The following is a 24,457-nucleotide window of genomic DNA, read 5'->3' as shown; positions in this document are numbered from 1 at the left end:
GCCCGGTCAGAAGAACTGGCCTTTCACGAAACCTGCGAGCAGGACCGCGAATCCGCCCACCTCACCGAGAATCAGCAGGAACATTCCGAGGTGCAGGGGCGGACCGGCGGACTCGAACTGATTGTCGGTGTCCTTCATCGCACCGTGAGCGATGTAGCTGAAAATCGCTGCGAGAAAGAAGAACACGACCACTGCGGCACTGGTCAGGTTGATCCACGTCGGCCACGCACTGAGTTCGACGAACACCGCGATCAGCAGCGTCGCAAACGAGTACATCAGGGCTGCGCGGTGGGCGATGTCGACATACGGATGGGCGAGGTGATTATCCGAGGTGGCCATCTGTCGGTACTTCCAGATTCCCAGGCACAGGGAGAGAAGGAAGATCAGACCGGCCGCGAGCAGCGTCAGTGTCGTGTCGATCCCCAGGGTCATCTGCTCACCCCGCAGTGCGCTTCCAGTGAGTCACCGCTGGGTGATCCAGTCGAAGGCTTGTCGTAGACGACAACCAGCACCACCGCACGATCTGCCGACACCGATCGCATCCGGTGTGGCGTATTCGCGTCGAAATACAGGCTGTCGCCGGCGTCGAGGTGCATCGTCTGTCCGGGGATTTCGAATTCTACGGATCCGGAGTGCACGAACACGAACTCCTCTCCCGTGTGGTCCATGAACTTGGGACCCATCACCGACGCCGGATGAACCACGAACGGCTGCATGGCCTTTCCGACCATGGAGGGCGCGATCGGATCGTAGACGGAAGACTGCACGGAGGAAGCCGGGTCGATCACGCGGTCCTTGGCGCGCACGATCGTCATGGCATTGCCCTCCATACTGTCCGAGAACAGTTGTCCCACATCGGCATCGAGCACCCGTGCAATTTTGAGCGCCACCGCGATCGACGGGGTACTGATACCCCGCTCGACCTTCGAGAGATAGCTCTTCGTCAGACCGGTCTGCTCGGCCAGGCCCTCGAGCGTCAGACCGGCGCGACGCCGATGTGTTCGCAAAAACGCTACCATTCGATTCCCCTCACGAGACTTTGTGTCATCACCCTACCAACACATTGACCTGCGACGATCAGCGACGCTCGTCCTAAGGGTTGCACATTTCCGTCCTATATGACACTTTGTGTCCTATAGGTGACTGAATGTCATTGATTCCGGGCCCCGAGAAAGGCACACCCCATGACCGACACGATGCATGCGAGCAAGCAAGAACTCATGGCCACCGCCGAGACGAAAATGCTCACCGAAGTAACCACAGGCAGTTGGACACTTCGACAGAAGATCGCACTGACCTGCCGCGCACTGTCGGACGCCGGCCACGATTCCGGTCTCGCCGGCCAGATCTCCGCCCGCGGTGAGCAGCCTGGCACGTTTGTCACCCAGCGACTCGGCCTCGGGTTCGACGAGATCACCGAGGACAACCTCCTGCTCGTCAACGAGGACCTCGAAGTCCTCGACGGGGAGGGCATGCCGAACCCCGCCAACAGGTTCCACAGTTGGATCTACCGCGCCCGACCCGACGTCAACTGCATCGTCCACACACACCCACTGCACGCGACGGCGTTGTCGATGCTCGAGATTCCCCTCGTCGTCTCCCAAATGGACATCGCGCCCCTCTACGACGACTGCGCATTTCTCGCCGACTGGCCCGGAGTTCCCGTGGGAAACGAAGAGGGCGAGATCATTTCGGCTGCGCTCGGCGACAAGCGGGCAATTCTGCTCGCCCACCACGGCCAACTCGTCGTCGGCAACACGGTCGAAGAAGCATGCTCCCTCGGGCATCTGATCGAGCGGGCCGCGCGGCTGCAGTTGCTGGCAATGGCTGCCGGCGACATCAAGCCGCTACCGCCTCGCCTGGCGAAGGAGGCTCACGATTGGACACTGACCCCTCGGCGCAGCGAGGCGAACTTCGCGTACTACGCCCGTCGGGCTCTCCGCAATCATCCCGACGCACTGACCAACTGAATTTCGTTTCCCACCAACAGAACAGAGAACCCCATGAGCAGCACAATCAAGGGAATCGTCGCCTACCCCATCACCCCGTTCGACCGGGACACCGGAGCATTCGATCCCAAGCCGCTACACACGCTCCTCGACAGCATGATCAGCAGTGGTGTCGACGCGATAGCCCCACTCGGCAGCACCGGCGAGAGCGCCTATCTCGACGACGCCGAATGGGAGTCGGTCGCCCGGGAAACTGTCGACTACGTCGACCGACGAGTCCCCACCGTCGTCGGAGTGTCGGATCTGACGACGGCGGGAGCACTCCGCCGAGCATCGATCGCAGCAGACGCCGGTGCCGACGCGATGATGATCCTCCCCACGTCGTACTGGCATCTGGGTGAGCAGGAGATTCGTGAACACGTCAGTGCGGTCGCCGATTCCGTCGACATTCCCACGATGATCTACAACAATCCCGCGACCACAGGGATCGACATGTCGCCGGAGTTTCTCGTCGACCTCGTCTCCACCGTCGACGGCATCACGATGATCAAGGAATCCACCGGCGACATCACCCGGATGAACCGCATCAACGAACTGAGCGGTGGCACGATCCCCTTCTTCAACGGCAGCAATCCTCTTGCACTGCAATCTTTCTCTGCCGGTGCAAGCGGATGGTGCACGGCAGCACCGTGTCTGGCCCCCGAACAGGTGGTGCACTTCTGGCGTCTACTCGAATCCGGTGATCGGTCGGGTGCCGCCGCTGTGTTCGAACAGATCGAGCCACTACTGAAGGTCCTCGTCAGTCGCGGACTGCCGTCGACGGTCAAAGCCGGGTTGGAATTTCTCGGCGTCGACGCCGGCCTTCCCCGCCGGCCCCTGCTGCCCCTAGACGACAACACCAGGACAGCTTTGTCCGACGCTCTGTCGGTGGCTCGCGGTGTAATCGTCGCGTCGTGACCTGACGTGGGAGCGGGTTCCGGCAAGATGGGATGCACACCGACCGAAGGAGGGGCACCATGTCCGTAGATTCACGGTCTGCAAGGATCGCCGTCACCGGCGCTACCGGTCATATCGGCGGACTGGTGGCCCGGTCGTTGGCCGACGCCGGTGTCCCGCAGCGACTGATCGCGCGTTCGGTCAACCGATTACCGCAGCTCCCCGGTGCCGATTCGGCCCAGACCACGTACGGGGATCAGGGGAGCGCTCTCGCGGCTCTGGCCGGAATCGACACCCTCTTCATGGTCTCGGCGGCCGAAAGCGCAGATCGCCTGGATCAGCACCGCACCTTCATCGACGCCGCAGCGGAGGCCGGGGTCAGGCACATCGTCTACACGTCTTTCCTCGGTGCCGCTCCGGACGCGACGTTCACGCTCGCTCGCGATCACTGGATCACCGAAGAACATATCCGCGCTTCCGGACTCGCATTCACCTTCCTGCGCGACAGCTTCTACCTCGATTTCCTACCCGCTCTCGCCGGTGAAGACGGTGTGATCCGCGGACCCGCAGGTGACGGTCTTGTCGGCGCGGTAGCGCGGTCCGACATTGCTGCCGTCGCCGTGTCGGTTCTGCAGGATCTGGATTCTCATGTCGGACAGACGTACAACCTGACCGGACGCGAGGCACTGACGCTCTCCGAGGCCGCGAGCATCATCACCGAGGTCACCGGCAAGCGGACCACGTACGTCGAGGAAACGCTCGAGGAAGCCTACGAGTCGCGGGCGTCGTACAACGCACCCGATTGGGAGCTCGATGCTTGGGTGTCGACGTACACCGCAATCGCGCAGGGTGAATTGGCGATGATCACGAGCACCGTGGAGGACCTTGTCGGCCGGCCTGCGCTCACGCTGCGTGAATTCCTCACAGCAGAAACCGCCTGATGCCACCACGCAAAGCAACCACGGCACGCAAGGCTGCCGCAAAGAAGGCTGCACCGAAGAAGGCTGCTCCCAATAAGAGTGCAACCAAAAAGACCGCCGCAAAGAAGACTGTCGCAAAGAAACGATCACGCGCTGTGATGCCCGACGTTCCGACAGCTGCTCCGGGCGAACGAGTCTGGCTTCTCGACGTACCCTTTCGGACGCCGGCGCCTGGTGCGCAGTTCGTCAAGAAATGGAAGAGCTACGCGTGGGTCGGCACGGAGTTGCCTGTAGAACTCGCTCCGTTCAAGGCACTCCCCTTCTCATATCAGCAGTGGGTCGAGGACGACATCAATGACAGCACCGGCGAACGCCCGGTTGCTGCACCCAAAATTCCTCGGCCCGAGCAGGTTTCGGGGGCTGCGGCCGTCGTCGACGCTGCTCGGGCCGGCAAACGCGGATTTCTGTTGGCAGACAATGCCGGCCTGGGTAAGACGCTGATCGCAGTGATGTCGGCCAAGACGATTGCCGAGGAACGCGGCGAAACCAACATCCTCGTCCTCGTCGATCGACCCGCCCAGATCACCATTCCGCATTGGCGCTATTCCATCGCCTCGGTGGGCGACGGCGGATTCCGCTGGCTGATCATGTCGCCTGACCAATTGAAGAAGCTGATCGCGCGGAACGGCCGTCCCAAGTACACCTTCGGTGTGGTGATCGCGGACGAGGCCCAGCTGTACAGCAACGACACACAGCGCACAGCTGCCTTCGAGAAGGTTGCGCGCTTTTCCAATTCACACGAGCAAGCGCCGTTCGTCCTGTCCGTGACAGCAACACCGGGACATACGCCGGCAGATCAGCGTTACCTGGCGCCGCTTTTTGCGCAGCTGCATTCAGAACCTTCGGAGTACTGGTCCGACCTGGGTGCCAGGCTTGTCGAGTCCGGCATTCCGCTGGACAAGTCCTACGGGAAGTGGACGTGGAGCGCAGAGGCGAAGGAATCAGCGACCCTGCAATCCCAGGCGCTCGAGACCGTGCGTGGATGGATGTCGAACAGCAAACCGCCCTTGATGATTCATCGACCGACTCCGTGGGGACCCGTTCCGCTCGACGGTATGCCGATCGACCTCACGCATGCCCAGCGTGCCGAGTACGAGACCGAGTGGGCCGAGTACGCCTACGAAATGGGATTGGCCCGCAAGAGCCGCAACATCGCGCGGGGCCGTGCGCTTGTTCTGCGCTATCGACAGAAGGCGGGCATGATCCGCGCCGAATCGACGGCCCAGTGGGCGCAGGCGCAGGTCAAGGCAGGCAAACAGGTGTTGGTGGCCGTCGAATTCGTCTCCACGGCAGGCGATCCACTGGTCGAGATGATCGAAGACGCCGGGATCTCGGTGGCAAAACTGTTCGGCGCGGTGCCGGACAAGGAGGGTCAACGTCTGCGGTTTCAACGCGGGGATGCACCGGTCATCGTCTTCAATGTCACGACCTCGATCTCGCTCCACGCCAACGAAGCACTCCCCGACGGCACTCACGCGTCCTCGTTGCCACGGACGGGAATCTTTCATCAACCGCGATACTCAGGGATCGCGGCAGAACAGACATTCGGTCGGTCACACCGCGACTACCAGACGTGTCCATGGGTCATACCCTTCGGCGTGGGCACCAAGGAAGAGGACGTCGCCACGGTCATGTTGCGCAATCTCAATTCGGTCACAGGTCTGAAAGGCGGTGATCGATCCGGTCTGCGGTCGCTGTCCGAACTGCTCGGCGTCGAATGGCTAGAGCCCGATGTCTTGACCACAGAGACTTGACCTCGGAGGCTTGACCTCGGGGGCTTGACCACGGAGGCTTGACCTCGGAGGCTTGACCTTCCAATGGCCATCCAACGCGCGCACACGAACGGTTTCGGAGGTATGCCCCAATTCCACTCCACCATAACCGAATTCGGCTGACCGCTTCATTCCTTTCGGGACCTTGGGACGCAGGTATCTGTGACCTGACGTGGCAGACTCTTTCGAGTCGAGGTGCACCAGCCTCGAAACAGTGCCGAGAAACCGAGGGGTCCTATGCGCAATATCTACCGGTCATTGATGCGCAATGTCGGCCATACACAATGGTTCTCGGATCTCGGCAAGGATCTGGTTCCGCTCGATCGAGCAGTGCAGAGAGTGTCGGGCGGCAAGCTCTCACTCGTCGGCGAGAACACGGTGACCCAGCTACTGCTCACCACCACTGGCCGCAAGACCGGCCGTTCTCGCACCACACCACTCCTGTACGCACCCGACGGCGATGCGTTTGTCGTCGTCGGATCCAACTGGGGGCAGGATACGCATCCAGCGTGGACACTCAATTTGATGGCAAATCCCACCGCAATCGTGACAGTGAAGGGCGTCGAAATACCGGTCGGTGCGAGTCTGGCGGAGGGCGCCACGCGTAAGAAGTTGTGGAAGCTCGCGACCACCACGTGGCCACCGTACGAAACCTACGCCGATCGAGCATTCGGGCGCCAGATCCGCGTATTTCGACTCCAACCTGTCAAATAGCTGCTGGCGAGCGCAGGATGGGAAGGACCACCCTGCCGATCTCAGGAGCATTCGCGAATGTCCACAGCACTGACTCACGCAGAAGACACACAGATCACAGCTTCCAACGGGCGGATCGCACTGGAGCCGAACCCCCGCCGCATTCGAGCATTCTTCGCTGGTCACGCCGTCGCGGACACCACTCGTTCGGTGTACCTTTTCGAACGCGGCCGCCTGCCGATGTACTACATCCCTCGCGCGGACGTTCGCACCGAATTCCTCGTCCCGACGTCGACGACCACCCATTGCCCCTGGAAAGGCGACGCCACCTATTGGACGATCGAGATCGGGGATCGCCGGGCCGAGGACGCCGTCTGGTCCTACCCTGAACAGTTCGACGGTTCCCTGGACCTGAGTGAGTACGCCGCGTTCTATTGGGATCGCATGGACGCCTGGTACGAGGAGGATCAACAGGTCTTTGTCCACGCCCGCGATCCATACGTACGTATCGACGCACTCCCCTCGTCCCGACACGTCCAAGTTTTTGTCGGCGACGTACTGGTCGCCGAGACGACGCGACCCAGACTGCTGTTCGAAACCGGACTGCCCACGCGGTACTACATTCCGAGAATCGACGTTCGCAGCGAGTACTTTGTGCCGTCCCCGACCACCACGGCCTGCCCGTACAAGGGCACTGCGTCGTATCTGTCCTTCACCGGCACAACCGAACTCGCACCGATCGAGGATCTGGCGTGGTTCTATCCGTTCACCACCGCCGAAGCGTCCGGGATCGACAACCACGTGTCGTTCTATCCCGAACGCGTCGGCAAGATCCTGGTGGACGGTACCGAAATCTGACAGGCGCCGAAATCTGACAGGTGCGGGGATCCGAGAAGGTGCGGGTGCCTATCCCACCGAGACAAGGGATTCCGGGATTCGCAGTTCAGTCTTTTCCAGCCGGCGATCGTGCATCCACACCAACGCCGTTGCAACCGAGAAGACCAACCCGGCGATGCATACTCCGTTCCAGCCGTACGACTTCCACACCATCGACCCCACAGCCGAGCCCACGGCGGCACCCACGAAGTAGGTGGTCATGTACACCGAGTTCACACGCGAACGCGCTTCGGGGACAAGGGCGTAGATCACGTTCTGGTTGCTGACGTGCACTCCCTGCAGCGCGAGGTCGGCAAGAACGATGGCAACAAGAAACCACACTATATGCGTGGCACCGGAGGCAAACGGAAGCCACGAGACCAACAGAATCGCGATAGCTCCGCCCGTCGCCACCTGACCCAGTCCCCGATCGGCCAGCCTGCCCGCCACGGTCGCCATCAACGCTCCCGCCACGCCGAGTAGTCCGACCAGGCCGATTTGAGTATCGCTGTAGCCGAATTCGCCGGAGAGAAGAAAGGCCATTGTCGTGAAGACTGTGCTGACGGCAGCAAAAGCCAGCCCGCCCATGGCCGATCGAGTTCTCAGGCGCGGCAAGGTCGCAGCCAACTTCCCTACCGACACGAGCGTTGCGCCGTAGCTTGCCTTCGGTCGATCGGCGGAATCGGAAGGCAGAGATCGCCACAATGCCACGGCCATCACCACCATCAGAACCGCCGCAACCTTGTAGACCGTCGACCAACCTCCCAGTCCGGAGAGCACGCCGGCAACACTGCGCGCCAACAGGATTCCGATCAGCAGTCCACTCATGATCGTTCCGACCACCCGGCCGGACCGCTCAGGTTCGGCCAGTGAGGCGGCAAACGGAATCAGCACCTGTGCAGCAACCGAAAAGACCCCTGCCACTGCGATTCCCACGGCAAGCGTGGCAAAGTTGGGCGCAAATCCGCTGACCGCTTGACCGGTAGCCGCCAGCAGCATGAGCCCTACCGTCAGCTTGCGTCGGTCGACCATGTCGCCTACCGGAACCAGAAGTATCAATCCGAGTGCATACGCGACCTGTGCAATGGTCACCGTCGCGGCCGCTGCGGAGGCCGAGACGTTCAAGTGATCCGAGATGGAATCGAGAAGTGGCTGATTGAAGTAGTTACCGCCCGCGCACAGACCCGTCGCTGCAGCCATCAGCAGCACTATCGGTAGTCCGAGCCTCGGACGCGCGTCGCTTGAAATCATGTCGTCAAGCATGACCGCCCACACCGACGCGCGTCCAATAGATAGATATGCATGATCTATCTCCAGAAGCGATAGATTGGTGCAATGGAACTACGTCACATCCGCTACGCCCTGGCAGTCGCGGAAGACAGACACTTCAGCCGTGCTGCCGCGCGGTTGCACGTTTCACAGTCCGCGTTGAGTGCCCAGATCAGAGACCTCGAAAAGGAACTGGGAGTCGAATTGTTCAACCGCAACAGTCGAAACGTCGGCCTGACTGCTGCCGGGGAGGTTTTCGTCGCCCGCTCCCGTGAGGTGCTCGGCGCCGTGTCGAGACTGGTCAGTGATGTCTCGGCACGGAGCAACGAGCAAGTGCGGCTGACGGTCGGCACCATCACCTCGGCGGGGCGCGTCGACGTCGGCCGTGCGCTGGCAGATCTCACACACCGCCACCCTGCAATCAACATCACCGCGCGACCGTACGGCAGTGAAGTAGTTATCGAAGGAGTCCGGTCCGGCGCAATCGACGTCGGCATCGTCGGATTGGCCGCAGGCCGCTTACCCAAGAGCTTTGCCGCCGCACCGTTGTGGAGTGAACCCACCGCAGCGTTTGTTGCTCCCGACCATCCCTTTGCCCAGGCCTCGTCGATCAGACTCGAAGACCTACGGGATCACACTCTCGTGGACTTCGCCTCCGGCAGCGAGGCCCGTGTCCAAACCGACCAAGCCTTCGCCGAATCACAGGTCCCACGCGGAAAAACGCTCGAAGCCAACTCGGTGGACCTGATCTGTTCACTGACCGCCAACGGCCTGGGTGTCGGTTTGCTCCCCCAGTCCATGAGCGCCCTACATCCCGAACTGGTCTGTATTCCGATCACCGATGCCCCGCATCGGATCGTCCACGCAATTACCGAACCCACCCATTCGTCGGCGCTGGCCCGCGAATTCGTCGAACTACTCGCGGCGCAGTTCGCTACTTGAGCAGTTTCGACATTCGCCTGTCCGCCAACGGCTTACCGCCTGTCTGGCACGTCGCACAGTATTGAAAAGAACGCTCCGCGAACGACACCTCGCGTACGACGTCACCGCACACCGGACAGGGAAGTCCGGTGCGAGCATGTACTCGCATCCCCGAGCGTTTCTCACCTTTGAGCCGCGCCGCGTCTTGACCTTCCGAACGCTCGATCGCGTCGGCCAGCGTGGACCGCATCACGGCATACAGCGTCGAAATCTGCTCCGGCGTCAGCCTCGACGAGGTCGCGAAGGGCGATAGTTTCGCGGTATGGAGGATCTCGTCCGAGTAGGCGTTCCCGATGCCGGCGATCAGCGACTGATCGACTATCGAGTTCTTGATCCGCGCCGACGTCCCGCCCAGAATCTCTGCGAACTCAGCTTCTGTCACAGCCATCGCGTCCGGCCCCAACCGGGCGATGCCCGGAACCTCCTGCGGATCGTTCACCACCCACACGGCGAGACGTTTCTTGGTGCCGGCTTCGGTGAGATCGAATGCTGGCGTCAACCCTTCAGGTGTGAAGAAATGAACGCGCAGCGCCAACGGCCCCTTCCCCGGCTTCGGCGGCGTTGGCGACGGATTATCGAGCCACCGCATCCAACCGGCGCGGGAGAGATGCGTGACCAACCACAACCCGTCGCAATCCAGAGCCAGATGTTTCCCGAAGCGGGCGGCGCCCGTGACGTCACGCCCTTGCAAAGCCGTGATCGGCGGATCGAAGGTCTTGAGCACACTCAATGCAGCGATATCGACGCGTCCCACTACTGCGCCGACCGCGTGCTGACGAAGGAACCCTGCCAGCGCTTCCACCTCGGGTAGTTCAGGCATGGCATCAGACTAACGCCGACCACGGACACTCACCGTGTGCTCAGTCCGTTTCGGTCAGCAGAACCACCGAGTGTCCACCGCGCGCCTTCGCTGCGTACATCGCGCGATCTGCACGTCGCAGCAAAGTGGGATAGGCGATGAGTGCATCGTCCGGCGATTCGAAAGGACCTGCGACCTTCGCGATTCCGACGCTCAGGGCCACCTCGGAATGGCCGGGAGCAGTGACCGTTGATCGCTGAAGTTCTTGTTCGAGTCGATCGACCGAGCGTTGATCGCCCGAATCGACGATGATGAACTCGTCACCGCCGATCCGTGCGATCAAGGCCGCCGGGCCGGCGCATTCGACCAGTCTCGATCCGACCTTCTCGATCACAGCGTCCCCGACTGTGTGCCCGTACTCGTCGTTGATGGTCTTGAATCGATCGATGTCGACAGCGGCGACAACGACAAGCGCCGAATTCGCGTACGACCGCTCCAGTAACAGTCGCACCTCGTCGGCCAGTCCCCTCCGGTTGAGAAGTCCGGTCAGTGGGTCCAACTGCGAATTCAACGCATCGGTGCCGAGAATGGAGAAGATGAACTGACAGGCAAAGGGGATCACGTAGATCGCCGCGCCGACGAGAACTGTCAAAGCGACCAGAACCGGAACATCCGAATAGTTCTCGACAACGGAAATGCGCGTCACAATGCCGATGACTACGACGAATACCCACAACATGTGCAGGCTCTGTATTCGAGCATTGTGGAAGAACGCGATGTATCCGCCGATCACCGAGAACATCACGGCATGTGCCAGTGCCGCAAGTGGATTGGAATACAACAGCATTGCGGCCGCTATTCCCACTTCCGAATAGAGCACAAAGGCGTATGACCAGGAACGGGAGAGGTTGCGCCTCGTCGAGAGGGCGACAGCCATCATCACGGTTATGACGATGATGACTGCGTTCGCGGTGCGCGCGTGCGGAGTGGTCGGTCCCTGTGGACTGAAGCGAGTCAAGAACATGATCACGGTGACCAGCACCAACGAGCAGACGACAAGAAACCGCGAGGCGACGGTCAACCCTTTGTCCGCGAGATAGCGATTGAAGGTGTCGAATTGGTCCGGACGCCGATACCAATCGACAAGTTGAGAAGAGATCAGCCGGAAAGCGGGACCCGAGAGCGGCCGTTGAGACGCGACGGCGTCCGAACGCTCCACACTCTCGGTAGATTCCATAAGGTCAGGGTAATCCAGTCAACTCCCCGCAATCAGACAATTCTCACTCTTTGCCATCCCACATCACAACCCGATCGCCGCCGGCGGCCTTCGCGCGGTACATCGAGGCGTCTGCTACTCGAAACAGTTCCGTCAACTCCTCGTCGGAAATGATCGAAGACCATTCGGCAGAGGTGATCGCGACTCCGACGCTGGTCGTCACCGCCGGATCACGATCGTCGATTCGCAGGTGCCTTCGCAGATTGTCCTCGAATGCGGGCGCTGCACCGACGTCGATCGTGTCCACCAAGACGAACTCGTCCCCACCGAATCTGGCGAAGAGCGCCTTCTCACCGCCGCACCACCGCAGTCGATCAGCAATCTGACGAAGTACGAGATCGCCTTCTTCGTGCCCCCGCGAGTCGTTGACGCTCTTGAACGAATCGACATCGACGATCGCGACGACATACGACGACTTGCTCGACGCATGCCCCGTTGCCCCCATTTCGACAACAGCTCGCTGCAGCCCGCGCCGATTCAGAAGGCCGGTCAACGGATCCACATCCGAACTGTCCGCGTCGGAGCCGAGAAGTGAGAGGACGAACTGGCAGGCGAACGGGATGACCACGATCCCGGTGGCGATGATCAGACACAGTGCGGTGGCCAACGCAGGATCCGCGTAGACCGCGACCTTTCGGCCGACCACTGCCAGAACCACGATGGACAGGGCGATGTGAATCGCCTGGAGTCTCGCGTTGTGAAAATACGCGATGTAACCACCGATCAGTATCAAGAGCACGCACTGGATCAACCCGATGAAGGGGTCGCTGTTCAAGAACACACCGACAAATACGCCGACCTCGCAGTAGGCGACAAAAAAGTACGACCACCGACGCGTGATTTCGGGCAGAAGGCAGAAGAGCACGATCACCGCGACCGTGACTCCGATGATGACGGCGTTGACGACGCTGGTGACGTGGTTGTGCACGCCCGCGTCGCTGAAGCGCAGCAGAGTCATCGCAACGATGACCGTCGTCAGGGAACCGATGACCAGCAATCGGACGGCTAGCTCCAGGCCCTTCGTGGCGAGGTATCGATTGAAACTGTCGAATTGATCAGGACGCCGATACCACTGAACGAGAAGGTCGAAAGCCGACTTCACAGCTGATTTTTCACGGCCACGCGGAGCGGGCAGAATCGACTGCAGTCGGTCCTGCCCGAACGATGTCATGCGCAGATCATAGGTGCGCAGACCGTCGTTCGGGATCAAGAGCGCAGGATCGAGGCCGCGAATCCGCGGTCGGTGTCAGCGCCGAACGAGGTACGTGTCCATGATCCAACCGTGCTTCTCGCGCAGCTCCGCCCGGCGCGCGACGATCCGATCTTCGACGTCGCGCAGGTTGCCGGAAATCAACTCCTCGTCCGCGGTTCCGAGGTATGCCCCCCACCAGATTTCGGCATGGGCTTCGGCCACCTGAGTGAAGGTGCAATGCGCGTCGAGCATGACGACGGCGTTGTCCACGCCGTCGGGCAATCCCTCGGCCAGTTTGCGGCCGGTCGTGATGTGGATGGGTTCGCCGATTCGGTTGAGGACGATTCGGTGCTGTGCAGCCAACGACTGCACGCTGGTGATTCCCGGGATGACGGAGTAGTCGAACGTCACTTTCCCGCGAGCGAGCACGCGCTCGACGATCCGCAGAGTGCTGTCGTAGAGGGAGGGATCACCCCAGACGAGAATCGCTCCGACGCCAGGTTCGGCCGCGAATTCCGCTTCGAATTTCGCGGCCCGACGCTCGTGCCAGTCCTCGACAACCCCCTCGTAATCGGTCGGGGTTCGGTCCCGCGGCGGGTCCGTGATCTCGACCACCTTGTAGTCGAGGTGAACGTGCTCGTCGAGGATGCCGGTTCGCAAGTCGACCAGAGCCTGCTTCTCGTCACCCTTTCCGATGATGAAGAACGTATCGGCCCTGTTCATAGCCTTGATCGCCTGAACCGTCACCTGGTCGGGATCACCCGCACCGATACCGATCACCAAGAGTTCGCGCATGTGCCGAGGCTATATTGCCGTGCGCCTTTATTAACCGCGGGAGGTTAATAAAGGCGCACGGCAAGGCAGGCCCTAGACTGATTCCCGTGACTGTCTCCACTGCGTACGAAGACCTCCTCCGGCTCGTCATGGAGACGGGTACCGCCAAATCCGATCGAACCGGAACCGGCACCCGCAGCATCTTCGGTCACCAGATGCGTTTCGATCTTGCCGACGGCTTTCCGCTCGTCACCACCAAGAAGGTCCACCTCAAGTCGATCGTCAACGAGCTCCTGTGGTTCCTGCGCGGCGACTCCAATGTGGCGTGGCTGCACGAGCACGGCGTCTCCATCTGGGACGAGTGGGCCGACGAGAACGGCGAACTCGGCCCCGTCTACGGCGTCCAGTGGCGTAGCTGGCCCACCCCTTCGGGCGAGCACATCGACCAGATCACGCAGACCGTCGAGACCCTGCGCTCCAACCCCGATTCGCGGCGAATCATCGTCTCGGCGTGGAACGTCGCCGACATTCCGCAGATGGCGCTGGCTCCATGCCACGCGTTCTTCCAGTTCTACGTCGCCGACGGCAAGCTCTCCTGCCAGCTGTACCAGCGCAGCGCCGACATGTTCCTCGGCGTTCCGTTCAACATCGCCAGCTACGCGCTGCTCACCCACATGATGGCCCAGCAGGCCGGACTCGACGTCGGCGAGTTCGTCTGGACCGGCGGTGACTGCCACATCTACGACAACCACGTCGACCAGGTCACCGAGCAGCTCGGTCGCGAGCCCCTTCCGTTGCCGACCCTGAAGCTGAACAAACGCGACTCCATTTTCGACTACACCTTCGAGGACGTCGAGATCGTCGATTATCAGCACCACCCCGCGATCAAAGCGCCGGTAGCGGTCTGACGATGACCGATCGCACAGTCACCCTCATCTGGGCGCAGGCCCACGACGGCGTCATCGGCGTCGACAACACGATCCCGTGGCGCGTGTCCGAGGACATGGCTTACTTCAAACGCGTCACCATGGGACATCCGGTGATCATGGGACGGCGCACCTGGGACTCCATTCCACTGAAGTTCCGGCCGTTCAGCGGGCGTCGGAACATCGTCGTCACGCGCGATCCGCAATGGCAAGCCGAAGGCGCCGAGGTAGTCCACAAGCTGGACGACGCCCTGGCGCTGCCGGACGGTGCCGTATTCGTCGTCGGAGGCGGGCAAATTTATTCGGCTGCACTGCCATTCGCGACGCATCTCCTGGTGACCGAGGTCGACCTCGACATCGCCGGTGATGCCTTTGCTCCCGAGATCGGCCCCGAATGGAACCTGAAGTCCGACGAGCCCTGGCAGACCTCGGAGAAGAGCGGGCTGCGCTTCCGCTGGCTGGAATACACGCGCTGACCGACTTCCGCCGATAACGAGGCACCTCGCGAGTGAGTCGGTCATACTCCAAGAACGACATTCACCGCTTCCGAGAGGTCTTCGATGGACAAGAAGTCACTGACCGCTCTCGCTCGCCAACAGTTGAAACTGGCGGGCTCGGCGACCAGCGGTCGCAGTTCACAAACCGTCTACGGCGGCCACCAGCGCAGCCTGCGACAGACGGTGATCGCCCTGAGCGCCGGCAAGAGCCTCGCCGAACACGACAGTCCGGGCGAAGCCACACTGTTGGTCCTGAGCGGGAAGCTGAATCTTGTGTGTGGGAGCGACCAGTGGAAAGGATCCACCGGTGATTTCCTCACCGTGCCGGCCGACCGCCACAGCGTCGAAGCGCTCGAAGACGTTGCATTTCTGCTCACCGTCGCTATGAAGGGTTGAAGTCGGTACCGTCTTCCGGGTGAGCGAAACCGTGATCGAAGTGTCCATCGTCGCAGCCCCGTCCGTTTTGTGGCCCGCCCTGCGCGACCCGTCGCTGATTCGTCGTTGGTTCGGCTGGGAGTACGACGGTCTCGACGACGAAATCACCCAGATCTACTCCACCGCTGAGGCCGATCCCGAAGCACTGGCGCTGAAACTCGGAAACGGTGACCGCTTCTCACTTCTCGAACAAGACGGCAAGACGGTCGTCCGCATCGATCGGCCGGCCAAATCTGCCGACGACGACTGGTACGACGACATCACCGAGGGATGGACGACGTTCCTCCAGTTGCTCAGATTCGCAGTGGAGCGCCACGGACTCGCTGAGCGAAGAACCATCTATCTCGACGGCCTGCTGCTCCCTGGCGAGAATGCGGCAACCGTCCTCGGGCTCACCGAAATCGGTTTGGAAGCGGGAAGTCGGTACGCGGCGACAATCGCTCCCGGCGACTATTTCGAAGGCGTCGTCGACTACGTCACCGATCACCAATTCGGGTTGACAGTCGAAGATCTCGGCCCTGGTCTACTCTCTGTCGCGACCCAGTCGGTGACTCCGCAGCGGCCAGACGGAGGCATGTCCATCCTGCTGACCACCTACGACCTGAGCGATGACGAGTTCGACGAAATCAAGCATCACTGGTCGTCGTGGTGGGAAGGTCGCCGTCAGGAGGGCTGACGTTCCGCGAGGCGATATGCTTCGACCATGGTCGAAGCATCGGGTCACAGTCCGGCACGCACGTTCGGCGAGTTGCTCGACCGCCTGGGCGATTCCAATGCAGACATACCGACACTCCACCGTCTGCTCGAGGCGGTCCTGGTGGTCGGTTCAGGTCTGGATCTCGACCTGACTCTCCAACGGATCATCACCTCTGCGACAACGGTTCTGGATTGCCGCTACGGCGCCCTGGGGGTTGCGGCGCCGGGGGGGCGGACTCTCGGAATTCGTGTACGAGGGAATCTCCGGGTCCCAACGCGCGACCATGGGACATTTCCCCGAAGGTCATGGCGTTCTGGGTGTTCTGATGAATCACCCGCAGACTTTGCGTGTGGCGCATCTCGGCGACCATCCCGAATCGGTGGGATTCCCCGCAAATCATCCGCCGATGGAGAGTTTCCTCGGGGCGCCGATCATGATGCGAGGAAAGGTGTTCGGAAGCATCTACCTGACTGAGAAGCGCGGAAAAGCCGAGTTCACCCAAGAAGACGAGGTCATTCTCGAGGCCCTCGCCATCGCAGCCGGCATCGCTGTGGAAAATGCTCGACTGTTCGAGCAGTCACGAACTCGTGAAAGATGGCTCACCGCAACATCTGCCATTCGCTCGCGATTGCTGGCCGGTGACTCGCTCGAGGACGGCCTGCAACTTCTTGCCAGTCGCGTTCGGGACCTGACCGGCGTCGACGACGTGATCGTGGTGATCTGCGAGAACGGATACGCACAGGTTCACGCTGCAGCCAGCGCCAGAACCACGTCACGTGGAGTCAGAATTCCAGCGACGACCTATCCGTTCGACGTGGTGCGGAGCACTCGAAAGCTACAGGTACTCACCACTTTAGGTGCACTCACCGAACTGGTGCCGTCGGCCGGAAGTGCGGTCGTGGCACCGATGTGCGTCGCCTCGGGTGTAGTCGGCGCGGTCATCGTGGCGTCGAACTCGACCAACACGCACTGGGATCACGACGAACTGACCCGGATCGAGTCGATGGCCGAACTCGGCTCCGTTGCAATCGAGTTCGACGAGAAACAAAAGGCGCAACGCCTGTTATCGGTTCTCGCGGACCGCGACCGCATCGCACGAGACCTGCACGACAACGTCATCCAGCGACTGTTCGCGAGCGGAATGAGCCTGCAGAGCACGCTTCCGGACGAGACCCTCCCGGAGTCGGCGCGCGCGATTGTCAAACGATCCCTCGAACAGCTCGACAAGACAGTCCGCGAGATTCGGACAACCATCTTCGATCTGCAGACTCCCACAGCCACCGATTCGTCGAGCCTGCGCCGACGCCTCCTCGATGTCATCGGCGACGCCACCGCACAGTCCGCCGTGACCCCCAGCGTCCAATTCTCCGGCGCCATCGACACTCTGGTGAATCCCGGGATCCACCAGCACGCCGAAGCTGTGCTGCGTGAGGGGCTGAGCAACGTCCTTCGGCATGCACACGCACACCACATCACCATCGCAGTCACCGCGGACGTCGAATTTGCGATCACGATCGAAGACGACGGCGTCGGACTCCCCTCCGACTTCCACAAGAGTGGACTTCACAATCTCGAGCGCCGTGCCGAACATTGCGGCGGTACGTGCACGATCGTCAACCACGATCCGAGCGGTGCACGCCTGCTCTGGCGAGTACCGCTCGGGCGCACCAACTCGAATCGACCGAAGTCCGGTCGGTAGACCTACCGACTGCCGCTGCGGATTTCGGTGGCCAGCACCGCAGCCTGAGTACGACGCTGCATGCCCAGCTTCGAGAGCAGACGCGTCACGTAGTTCTTGACTGTCTTCTCCGCGAGGAACAATCGCGCGCCGATCTCCCGGTTGGTGAGTCCCTCTCCGATGAGGTCGAAGACTGCTCGCTCCTGATCGGAAAGTTCGGCCAACGGATCAGCGGTGCGGTCGCTACGGATCCGCTGCATCAGCGCCTCCGTCGCCCGACTGTCGAGCAGTGAACCGCCGCGCCCGACTGTGCGGACCGCAGCGACCAGATCGGTTCCGAGAATCTGTTTGAGGACAAATCCCGAAGCGCCCGCCATGATCGCGTCGAGTAGTGCCTCGTCGTCCGCGTACGACGTGAGCATCAGGCAGCGCAGGTTGGGCAGCATCGAGCGCAGTTCGCGGCACAGTTCGACGCCGTTGCCGTCCGGCAGCCGTACGTCCAGAACCGCGACGTCGGCATTGCTCTGCGGTACCGCAGCCAATGCTTCTCCCACGGATGCGGCCTCACCCACCACCACGAAGTCTTCGACCCCGCCGAGTAGGTCGAACAATCCGCGTCTGACGATCTCGTGATCGTCGACCAGGAATATCCGCGTTGTCATCGAACCCCTCCAAAAGACATCTCACGTCGAACGGTACCGGAGATGGTGGACTCAAAAGTCATTGAATGCATTCTCTTCACTTGTTGACGTGCCGGACGATGAGAACCGGGCAATCCGCAGTATGGAGCAGTGCCCGACTGGTCGATCCGAGGAGCATTCCCGCGAATCCGCCGCGCCCACGGCTGCCGACGACGATCAATTGCGCCGTCTCCGCGTATTCGCTCAGCACTCGGACCGGACGGTCACGCGCGACGACTCTCTCGACGACGACGTCTGGGTAACGCTCGGTGAAACCAGCCAATTGCTCGGCAAGAACAACTTCCTCACCTGTCTGGATGCTGCTCCACAGTGGATCGTCGGGGGTGGCGCCGAGGGAGGGCTGCACGCTCACATCGCTCCACACGTTGACGGCGATCAATGTTGCACCCCGAGCGGATGCCTGTTCGAAAGCATGCTCGACTGCCTCGATGCTGCTTTCGGATCCATCGACGCCGACGACGACAGGACCTTCGGTCGGCGGTCGACCATCAAGCGTCCGGCCCCGGACTACCGCCACCGGAGATTCGCCGTGCGAGACGACCGACACCGTCGCGGAACCGACGACCAATCCGGTGAATTCACCATGCCCGCGGGGCCCGAGCGCAATGATGTACGCGCCCTTGGACAATTCGATCAGGCGATCGGAGACGCTGCCGTCGAGTAGTTCGGTGACGATCTGGAGGTCGTCGTCGATGCTTTGCCGCGCGAGGATCTGCGCGCTGTCCAGACGAGCGGTGGCAGTGCGGCGAAGTTCGTCCTTGAAGCTCTCGGCGAGGTACGGCTCGGAGTAGTAGAAAGCGGGGATGTGCACCACCGTCGCGATGTGCAGCGGACGACCGAGCGCCACCGCCGTTCGAGCGGCCCAGACGACAGCCGACGACGCCGATTCCGAGCCGTCCACTGCTACGACTACGGGTTTGGTTGCACTCATGTTCGTCCCTCCACGATCGACCAGAGAATCTCTTCGCCCTCACACTATTGCCCAATGACGGCAAAAAGGATTCATCAGCCGACGCGAGTCCCGAATCGGACATTCCGAGTTCGGGTGGACTGCGGCAACGGCCCCGCCAACATCCCTTTCGGGCGTCAACGAGGCCACCGGTGCCGGATTCGCACGCAAACCCTGGCTACTCGATCCACGTTAGGCGAAGAACCCGACCGGTCAGAAGTGAAAAAAGTCCCATATGAAAGCGCCGAAAATCGGGTTTCGTGCGCAAGAGATCCCGAATCACCCGCTCTGCTGTGCGCCTTTATTAACCGCCGGCGGTTAATAAAGGCGCACGGCAGGGTCAGTCACAAATCTTGCGGAACTTCTCGATCAGCTGGACTCGGCCGTTGCGATCGGCCGCCAACGGCGTGACGTTGAGCGTCGTGACGCCGGCTTCGGCGAAGGCTGCGACGCGTTCCTTGACGTAGCTCTCGGGACCGATCAACGACACGGCGCGAACCAGCTCGTCCGGGACCGCTGCTGCGGCCTCGTCCTTCTTGCCCGCGAGGTAGAGATCCTGAATCTTCTCGGCGGCCTCTTCGTAGCCGTATCGCACCGCGAGGTCGTTGTAGAAGTTCTTGCCCTTGGCGCCCATACCGCCGATGTAGAGCGCAAGGCTCGGGCGTACCCAGTCGAGCATGTGGTCGACGTCGTCACCGATGGCCAGGGCCGGCGACGCGTACACCTGAAGCTCGCCGAGGCTCGGATCGCGCTTGGCCTTGCCCTTCGCAATCGGCTCGCCCCATACGCTTGCTGCCTTTTCCGGATGGAAGAAGATGGGTTCCCAGCCTTCGGCGATCTCAGCCGTCAGTTCGACGTTCTTGGGTCCGAGCGAAGCGATCAGGATCGGGATGCGCTCACGCACAGGATGATTGATCAGCTTGAGCGGCTTGCCCAGTCCGGTGCCCTTCTCGGCAGGGAGCGGAACCTGGTAGTACTTGCCCTGGTATTCGACCTTCTCGCGGCGCCACACCTGACGGCAGATCTCGACGACCTCACGCGTGCGTCCCAACGGAGCGTCGTACTTGACGCCGTGGAATCCCTCGATCACCTGCGGTCCGGAAGCACCCAGGCCCATAACGAAGCGACCGTTGGAGACGAAGTCCAGGCCCGCTGCCGTCATGGCGGTCAACGAGGGCGTACGGGTGTAGATCTGGAAGATCCCCGAAGCGAGTTCGATGGTGGACGTCTTGGCCGCCAGGTAACCGAGCTGGCTGACCGCGTCGAAGGAATACGCTTCCGGAACGAAGGCGATGTCCAGGCCCGCCTTCTCCAGGTCACCGACCTCTTCGACGGTTTCGGCGAACCCGCCGCTGTAGTTCAAACCCATACCGATACGCACGTTGTAACCCCAATCCAGACGATTGCCGCTGTGTGCGACGCGCACACAGCCTTGGTACTCCCATCGAACACTTAACTCACATCGAACACTACGGAACATGAGTCCGCATTCATGTGACTACCCCGTTCGTATTCGATGACCGAAACGAACGGGGTAGCGGGAGAACCTGGAGAGGTCAGGATTCTTCGGGGCGAACCACCATGACGGGGCACTTGGCCGAAGCGATCAGAGTATTGCTGGTCGAGCCGAGGAGCATGCCACGGAATCCACCACGGCCACGGCTGCCGACTACAACAAGCTGCGCTTTTGCCGACCAGTCCAGCAGCCGTCCTCGTGGGTTGTCGAGGTATACCTCGCGCCGGACCTTCACGTCCGGGTACTGCTCGGACCAACCGGCCAAGCTCTCGCTGAGTACTGCGTGCTCTTCCTCTTCGAGAGACTGCGGGGCAAGCGCAGCTGCCCTCGGGTCTTCGAATGCCGCGCTGCCGAGGTCACTCCACACGTGCAGCGCCACCAACTCGGCGCCGCGGAACGCTGCTTCCTCGAATGCCGCGCCCACTGCTTGTGCGCTGAGCGCACTGCCGTCGACGCCGACCACGACGGGTCCCTCCGAAGGCACTGCGCCGTCGCGGTCCCGCACGACGATGACCGGGCACTTGCCGTGACTGGCAACACCGACCGCTGTATTGCCGAGAACTGCCGTCGCCGCCTTGCCTGAAGCCGACGCTCCGACAACGACCCGCCTGGCCTGCGCCGAACTCTCGATCAACCACTGAGTTGCGCTGCCGATGGCGATTTCGGTGTGAACTTCGAGTTTCGGATCGATCTCATGGGCGAATTGTTCCGCCTCTGCCAAGATCGCTTTTCCCGCCTCTTCGACCCATTCGTACACCCCACCCGCGTCGACGTACGGTCCGCCGAAACCGTAAGGCGCGAAGTCGAGAGCGTGGATGATGTCGAGTCGCAATTCGCGCTGGGCGGCGATTTTCGCGGCCTCGCGGAGCGCAGTGGACGCAGTGTCCGAACCCTCGACTCCGACAACAACACTGTTATGTTCGCGTGAACTCATGTGCCCACCTTCCTGAAGAAGTAACCGAGCCACTTTCACTCTAACCATCCCACTTGTCCGGCTTTTTTGGGGTCGCCCCCTCTTCATTTCGGGGACTTAGGTCCCCGAAACTGTTGACGGATAGGAGAATTAGCAGAGCAATCAGGACCAGGTGTGAACGGGATCTCCCGCCCGCATGTTCTCGACGTAACCGCGGAGCATTCCGGTGAGCGCAGTCGAGCGGTCCGCGCCCGAGGCCTCCGCGCGCGCCACGTGCTCTCGTTGCCAGGCGGCACCGGTTTGCCGATTCAGGCACCGCCCCTCGATGACGCCGAGATACCGATCGCGGGCCGCGGCGGACAATCCGAAATCCGCCAAACCCTCGTCCGCCAATGGCAGCAGCCTTCGCAGGACCAACTCGTCGGCACCGACCCAACCGATCTCCGGCCAGTACAAAGTTGCGTCGAGTCCGTACTTGGCGCCGATGTGCAGGTTCTCTTCTGCCGCATGGAACGACATCTGCGACCACAGTGGCCGCTCCGCGTTCACCAGCGCCCGAACTGTGCCGTAATAGAAGGCCGCATTGGCCATGATGTCGACGACAGTCGGTCCGGCCGGCAGCACTCGATTCTCGATACGCAAGTGCGGCTTGCCATCCGAGCAGTCGTACACCGGACGATTCCAGCGATAGACCGTACCGTTGTGCATCTGAAGCTCGCTCAACTCCGGAACTCCGCCCGCCGCGAGCACTTCCAGTGGATCGATGTCCGACACGTCAGGCAGCAGGGCCGGGAAGTACCGCGAGTTCTCTTCGAACAAGTCGAGCACTGAGTGAATCCACCGCTCACCGAACCACACCCGCGGCCGCACACCTTGGTTCTTCAGCTCGAAAGTTCTTGTGTCCGTGGCCTGCTCGAAGATCGGGATGCGCGATTCGTGCCAGAGTGCCTTGCCTGCCAGGAAAGGAGAATTGGCCGCCAACGCCACCTGTACGCCGGCCAGACACTGCGCGGCATTCCAATGCGCGGCAAACTCTTCCGGCGCAACGCGGAGATGCAACTGCATGGACGTACATGCCGCCTCCGGGACTACCGAATTGGTATCGGCCCGAAGAATTTCCACGTCGCTGCCAGGTAGCGCGACACCTTCGACGTCGAGTTCGATGTCCTCGCCTCGAGCGGTGAAAATTTGCTCGTTGAGCAATTCGTAGCGCGGGTTCGCGGTGATCCACTCTCGATCGAGATGCTCGAGTTGCAGGGTCGGCAGCATCCCGATCATCACCATCTCGGCGTCGTGCGCATGGATTCGCGCGTCTGCGACGTCGAGGGAGGCGCGCAGTTTCTTTTCCAATTCGAAAGTTGCATCACCGGTGAGTGGGCCGGGTTCGACGTTCATCTCGACGTTGAACTGTCCGAGCTCGGTTTGGAAAACCGCAGCGTCGTCGATGGATTCGAGCACTTCACGGTTGGACATCGCAGGAGCCATGTCCCCGTTCACCAGGTTGAATTCGATCTCCATGCCCAGCAGCGGCGCCGGCTTGTCGACGGCGTCTCGGAAGTCACCACCGTCGAGCATCTGCTTCATGGCGTCGACGCATGACCGCACTTTCTTGCGAAAGAGCCTACGGTCCGCCCGCGTGAATTCTCGCGCCGTGACTTCTGCACCCATCGCGCATTCCCCCTTCGACGATCAACGTCACTGAAGGCTATCCGGCCGGTGTCACCGACAAACGAGAACTGCGGTGGCACCAGGAAGAATTTCCCGACGCCACCGCAGTTCTCCGAAAGTTTCTCTTACGAGTTGTCTACCCAGGTGACAGCCACGCCGCGAGCCTGCAGCCACGCTGCGGGATCGACCTTTGCGCCGTTCTCGGCAACTTCGAAGTGCAGGTGCGGGCCGGTGGACTGGCCACGGTTACCCACTGTGGCGATCTGCTGGCCAGCATTGACGCGCTGGCCGACGTTGACCTGGTAGTCGTTGACGTGGCCGTACGTGGTGACCGTGCCGTCGTCGTGCTGGACGCGAACCCAGAGGCCGAAACCTGACGCCGGGCCGGCGTCGATGACCTGGCCGTCTGCTGCAGCCAGAATCGGCGTACCGATCGGAGCCGCGATGTCGAGACCGCCGTGGTGTGCTCCCCAGCGCGAACCGAAGGTGGAGGTCAGCGTTCCGGACACCGGCTGCACGGTGCGAGCAGAGGTGCCGGGGTTGATCCCCGCGAGGAACTGCTGTGCCTGCGTGTTGAGATCGGCAGCAAAATCGGGAAGCTCGGGAATGTCGAGAGCGGGAAGTGCCGCCAATTCAGCCGGAACGACAACGCCCTCGGGGAGCAGACCCTGCGGGATTTCGATGCCGGCGATGGTCTGTGTTGCCGGCGCCGCAGCAGCGGTTCCTGCACCCATCTGGCCTGCACCGACGAGGAGTGCACCGGTAGCCGCAGCTACGACACCCGCCTTGACACCGGCACCAGGGCCAGCCGACGGGGTGCGGTGGCGGCCGCTTGCTGCCTCGGGATCGATCTCGAAGACAACATCGTCATTGCCCGTGCGGTGGTGGTTTCCCACAGTGTGTACTCCGTCAGTCGTCGGCGTGCAGCGTCCTTCTGATGAAGCCCGCTCCTCTGTCTGCCGAAGAATGTAACAGTTTGA

General features: G+C 61.6%; 25 protein-coding genes. 12 read left to right on the top strand and 13 right to left on the bottom strand.

The window, feature by feature from the left end; genetic code table 11:
- Window positions 1-6: 6 nt before the first annotated feature.
- Together QMA15_RS02190 and QMA15_RS02185 are read right to left on the bottom strand one after the other, a co-directional pair.
- The gene (locus QMA15_RS02190; RefSeq protein WP_003946354.1) at window positions 7-432 is read right to left on the bottom strand and encodes a hypothetical protein; all 426 of its coding nucleotides are present in this window, start codon (window positions 430-432) and stop codon (window positions 7-9) included.
- On the bottom strand, window positions 429-1,019 hold the full coding sequence (locus QMA15_RS02185) for an XRE family transcriptional regulator (RefSeq protein ID WP_290283623.1): 591 nt from the start codon (window positions 1,017-1,019) through the stop codon (window positions 429-431). The genes QMA15_RS02190 and QMA15_RS02185 overlap by 4 nt, the downstream gene beginning before the upstream one ends.
- A 165-nt stretch (window positions 1,020-1,184) precedes the next feature.
- Here QMA15_RS02185 and QMA15_RS02180 point away from each other — a divergent pair, with 165 nt between their 5' ends.
- From QMA15_RS02180 to QMA15_RS02155, 6 genes are all read left to right on the top strand, one after another.
- Window positions 1,185-1,970 carry an aldolase gene (locus tag QMA15_RS02180; protein WP_019744772.1) on the top strand — a complete coding sequence of 262 codons (786 nt, stop codon included), beginning with the start codon at window positions 1,185-1,187 and terminating at the stop codon, window positions 1,968-1,970.
- Between the two features lie 33 nt (window positions 1,971-2,003).
- Window positions 2,004-2,906: a dihydrodipicolinate synthase family protein gene (locus QMA15_RS02175; RefSeq protein WP_019744773.1), complete on the top strand. Its 903-nt coding sequence runs from the start codon at window positions 2,004-2,006 to the stop codon at window positions 2,904-2,906.
- A 59-nt stretch (window positions 2,907-2,965) separates the two neighbouring features.
- On the top strand, window positions 2,966-3,826 hold the full coding sequence (locus QMA15_RS02170; RefSeq protein ID WP_021332288.1) for an SDR family oxidoreductase: 861 nt from the start codon (window positions 2,966-2,968) through the stop codon (window positions 3,824-3,826).
- Window positions 3,826-5,619: a DEAD/DEAH box helicase family protein gene (locus QMA15_RS02165; RefSeq protein WP_021332287.1), complete on the top strand. Its 1,794-nt coding sequence runs from the start codon at window positions 3,826-3,828 to the stop codon at window positions 5,617-5,619. Before QMA15_RS02170 ends, QMA15_RS02165 begins: the two co-directional genes overlap by 1 nt.
- 255 nt (window positions 5,620-5,874) lie before the next feature.
- Complete coding sequence (locus tag QMA15_RS02160; RefSeq protein ID WP_019744776.1) at window positions 5,875-6,351, top strand: nitroreductase/quinone reductase family protein; 477 nt, start codon at window positions 5,875-5,877, stop codon at window positions 6,349-6,351.
- A 57-nt stretch (window positions 6,352-6,408) separates the two neighbouring features.
- Window positions 6,409-7,188 carry a DUF427 domain-containing protein gene (locus QMA15_RS02155; protein ID WP_019744777.1) on the top strand — a complete coding sequence of 260 codons (780 nt, stop codon included), beginning with the start codon at window positions 6,409-6,411 and terminating at the stop codon, window positions 7,186-7,188.
- Between the two features lie 48 nt (window positions 7,189-7,236).
- Here the strand turns inward: QMA15_RS02155 and QMA15_RS02150 are convergent, their stop codons facing one another.
- On the bottom strand, window positions 7,237-8,469 hold the full coding sequence (locus tag QMA15_RS02150) for an MFS transporter (protein WP_021332286.1): 1,233 nt from the start codon (window positions 8,467-8,469) through the stop codon (window positions 7,237-7,239).
- A 72-nt stretch (window positions 8,470-8,541) separates the two neighbouring features.
- Between QMA15_RS02150 and QMA15_RS02145 the strand changes: the two genes are divergently transcribed.
- Entirely contained in the window at window positions 8,542-9,417 is an 876-nt protein-coding gene (locus QMA15_RS02145) for a LysR family transcriptional regulator (protein WP_259121308.1), read from the top strand.
- On the opposite strand, the gene QMA15_RS02140 is transcribed toward QMA15_RS02145, so the two are convergent.
- From QMA15_RS02140 to cobF, 4 genes are all read right to left on the bottom strand, one after another.
- Window positions 9,410-10,276 (bottom strand): DNA-formamidopyrimidine glycosylase family protein, encoded by an 867-nt coding sequence (locus QMA15_RS02140; RefSeq protein ID WP_019744780.1) that lies wholly within the window; start codon window positions 10,274-10,276, stop codon window positions 9,410-9,412. The two genes, QMA15_RS02145 and QMA15_RS02140, sit on opposite strands and share 8 nt — an antisense overlap.
- A gap of 40 nt (window positions 10,277-10,316) precedes the next feature.
- The gene (locus QMA15_RS02135) at window positions 10,317-11,492 is read right to left on the bottom strand and encodes a GGDEF domain-containing protein (protein ID WP_290283620.1); all 1,176 of its coding nucleotides are present in this window, start codon (window positions 11,490-11,492) and stop codon (window positions 10,317-10,319) included.
- A gap of 43 nt (window positions 11,493-11,535) precedes the next feature.
- Window positions 11,536-12,702: a GGDEF domain-containing protein gene (locus QMA15_RS02130; protein WP_256063349.1), complete on the bottom strand. Its 1,167-nt coding sequence runs from the start codon at window positions 12,700-12,702 to the stop codon at window positions 11,536-11,538.
- Window positions 12,703-12,777: 75 nt separating this feature from the next.
- Window positions 12,778-13,518, bottom strand: a complete 741-nt coding sequence (gene cobF / locus QMA15_RS02125) for a precorrin-6A synthase (deacetylating) (RefSeq protein ID WP_060938206.1) — start codon at window positions 13,516-13,518, stop codon at window positions 12,778-12,780.
- 86 nt (window positions 13,519-13,604) lie between these two features.
- On the opposite strand from cobF, the gene QMA15_RS02120 reads away from it, so the two are divergent.
- The 5 genes from QMA15_RS02120 to QMA15_RS02100 all read left to right on the top strand — a co-directional run bounded on the left by QMA15_RS02120 (window position 13,605) and on the right by QMA15_RS02100 (window position 17,751).
- Window positions 13,605-14,405, top strand: a complete 801-nt coding sequence (locus QMA15_RS02120) for a thymidylate synthase (protein WP_003946427.1) — start codon at window positions 13,605-13,607, stop codon at window positions 14,403-14,405.
- A 2-nt stretch (window positions 14,406-14,407) separates the two neighbouring features.
- Window positions 14,408-14,899 carry a dihydrofolate reductase gene (locus QMA15_RS02115; protein WP_290283619.1) on the top strand — a complete coding sequence of 164 codons (492 nt, stop codon included), beginning with the start codon at window positions 14,408-14,410 and terminating at the stop codon, window positions 14,897-14,899.
- An 84-nt stretch (window positions 14,900-14,983) separates the two neighbouring features.
- The gene (locus QMA15_RS02110) at window positions 14,984-15,316 is read left to right on the top strand and encodes a cupin domain-containing protein (RefSeq protein ID WP_003946336.1); all 333 of its coding nucleotides are present in this window, start codon (window positions 14,984-14,986) and stop codon (window positions 15,314-15,316) included.
- A 19-nt stretch (window positions 15,317-15,335) separates the two neighbouring features.
- Entirely contained in the window at window positions 15,336-16,031 is a 696-nt protein-coding gene (locus QMA15_RS02105) for a hypothetical protein (protein WP_290283618.1), read from the top strand.
- 268 nt (window positions 16,032-16,299) lie between these two features.
- On the top strand, window positions 16,300-17,751 hold the full coding sequence (locus QMA15_RS02100) for a GAF domain-containing protein (RefSeq protein WP_290283617.1): 1,452 nt from the start codon (window positions 16,300-16,302) through the stop codon (window positions 17,749-17,751).
- A 2-nt stretch (window positions 17,752-17,753) separates the two neighbouring features.
- Here the strand turns inward: QMA15_RS02100 and QMA15_RS02095 are convergent, their stop codons facing one another.
- From QMA15_RS02095 to QMA15_RS02070, 6 genes are all read right to left on the bottom strand, one after another.
- On the bottom strand, window positions 17,754-18,392 hold the full coding sequence (locus QMA15_RS02095; protein WP_019744786.1) for a response regulator transcription factor: 639 nt from the start codon (window positions 18,390-18,392) through the stop codon (window positions 17,754-17,756).
- 76 nt (window positions 18,393-18,468) lie between these two features.
- Window positions 18,469-19,362: a universal stress protein gene (locus QMA15_RS02090; protein ID WP_029255952.1), complete on the bottom strand. Its 894-nt coding sequence runs from the start codon at window positions 19,360-19,362 to the stop codon at window positions 18,469-18,471.
- A gap of 358 nt (window positions 19,363-19,720) precedes the next feature.
- Window positions 19,721-20,761 (bottom strand): LLM class F420-dependent oxidoreductase, encoded by a 1,041-nt coding sequence (locus QMA15_RS02085; RefSeq protein ID WP_007727670.1) that lies wholly within the window; start codon window positions 20,759-20,761, stop codon window positions 19,721-19,723.
- A gap of 175 nt (window positions 20,762-20,936) precedes the next feature.
- On the bottom strand, window positions 20,937-21,830 hold the full coding sequence (locus QMA15_RS02080) for a universal stress protein (protein ID WP_019744789.1): 894 nt from the start codon (window positions 21,828-21,830) through the stop codon (window positions 20,937-20,939).
- A gap of 141 nt (window positions 21,831-21,971) precedes the next feature.
- Window positions 21,972-23,477 (bottom strand): glutamate-cysteine ligase family protein, encoded by a 1,506-nt coding sequence (locus QMA15_RS02075; RefSeq protein WP_290283615.1) that lies wholly within the window; start codon window positions 23,475-23,477, stop codon window positions 21,972-21,974.
- Between the two features lie 125 nt (window positions 23,478-23,602).
- Window positions 23,603-24,373, bottom strand: a complete 771-nt coding sequence (locus QMA15_RS02070; protein WP_003946431.1) for a M23 family metallopeptidase — start codon at window positions 24,371-24,373, stop codon at window positions 23,603-23,605.
- Between the last annotated feature and the right edge of the window lie 84 nt (window positions 24,374-24,457).

The organism is Rhodococcus sp. APC 3903 (assembly GCF_030407755.1).
In the GTDB taxonomy this organism is placed as follows: Bacteria; Actinomycetota; Actinomycetes; order Mycobacteriales; family Mycobacteriaceae; genus Rhodococcus_F; species Rhodococcus_F erythropolis.
The sequence above is the reverse complement of the archived record's forward strand: the minus strand, read 5'-3'. Positions and strand labels throughout refer to the sequence as shown.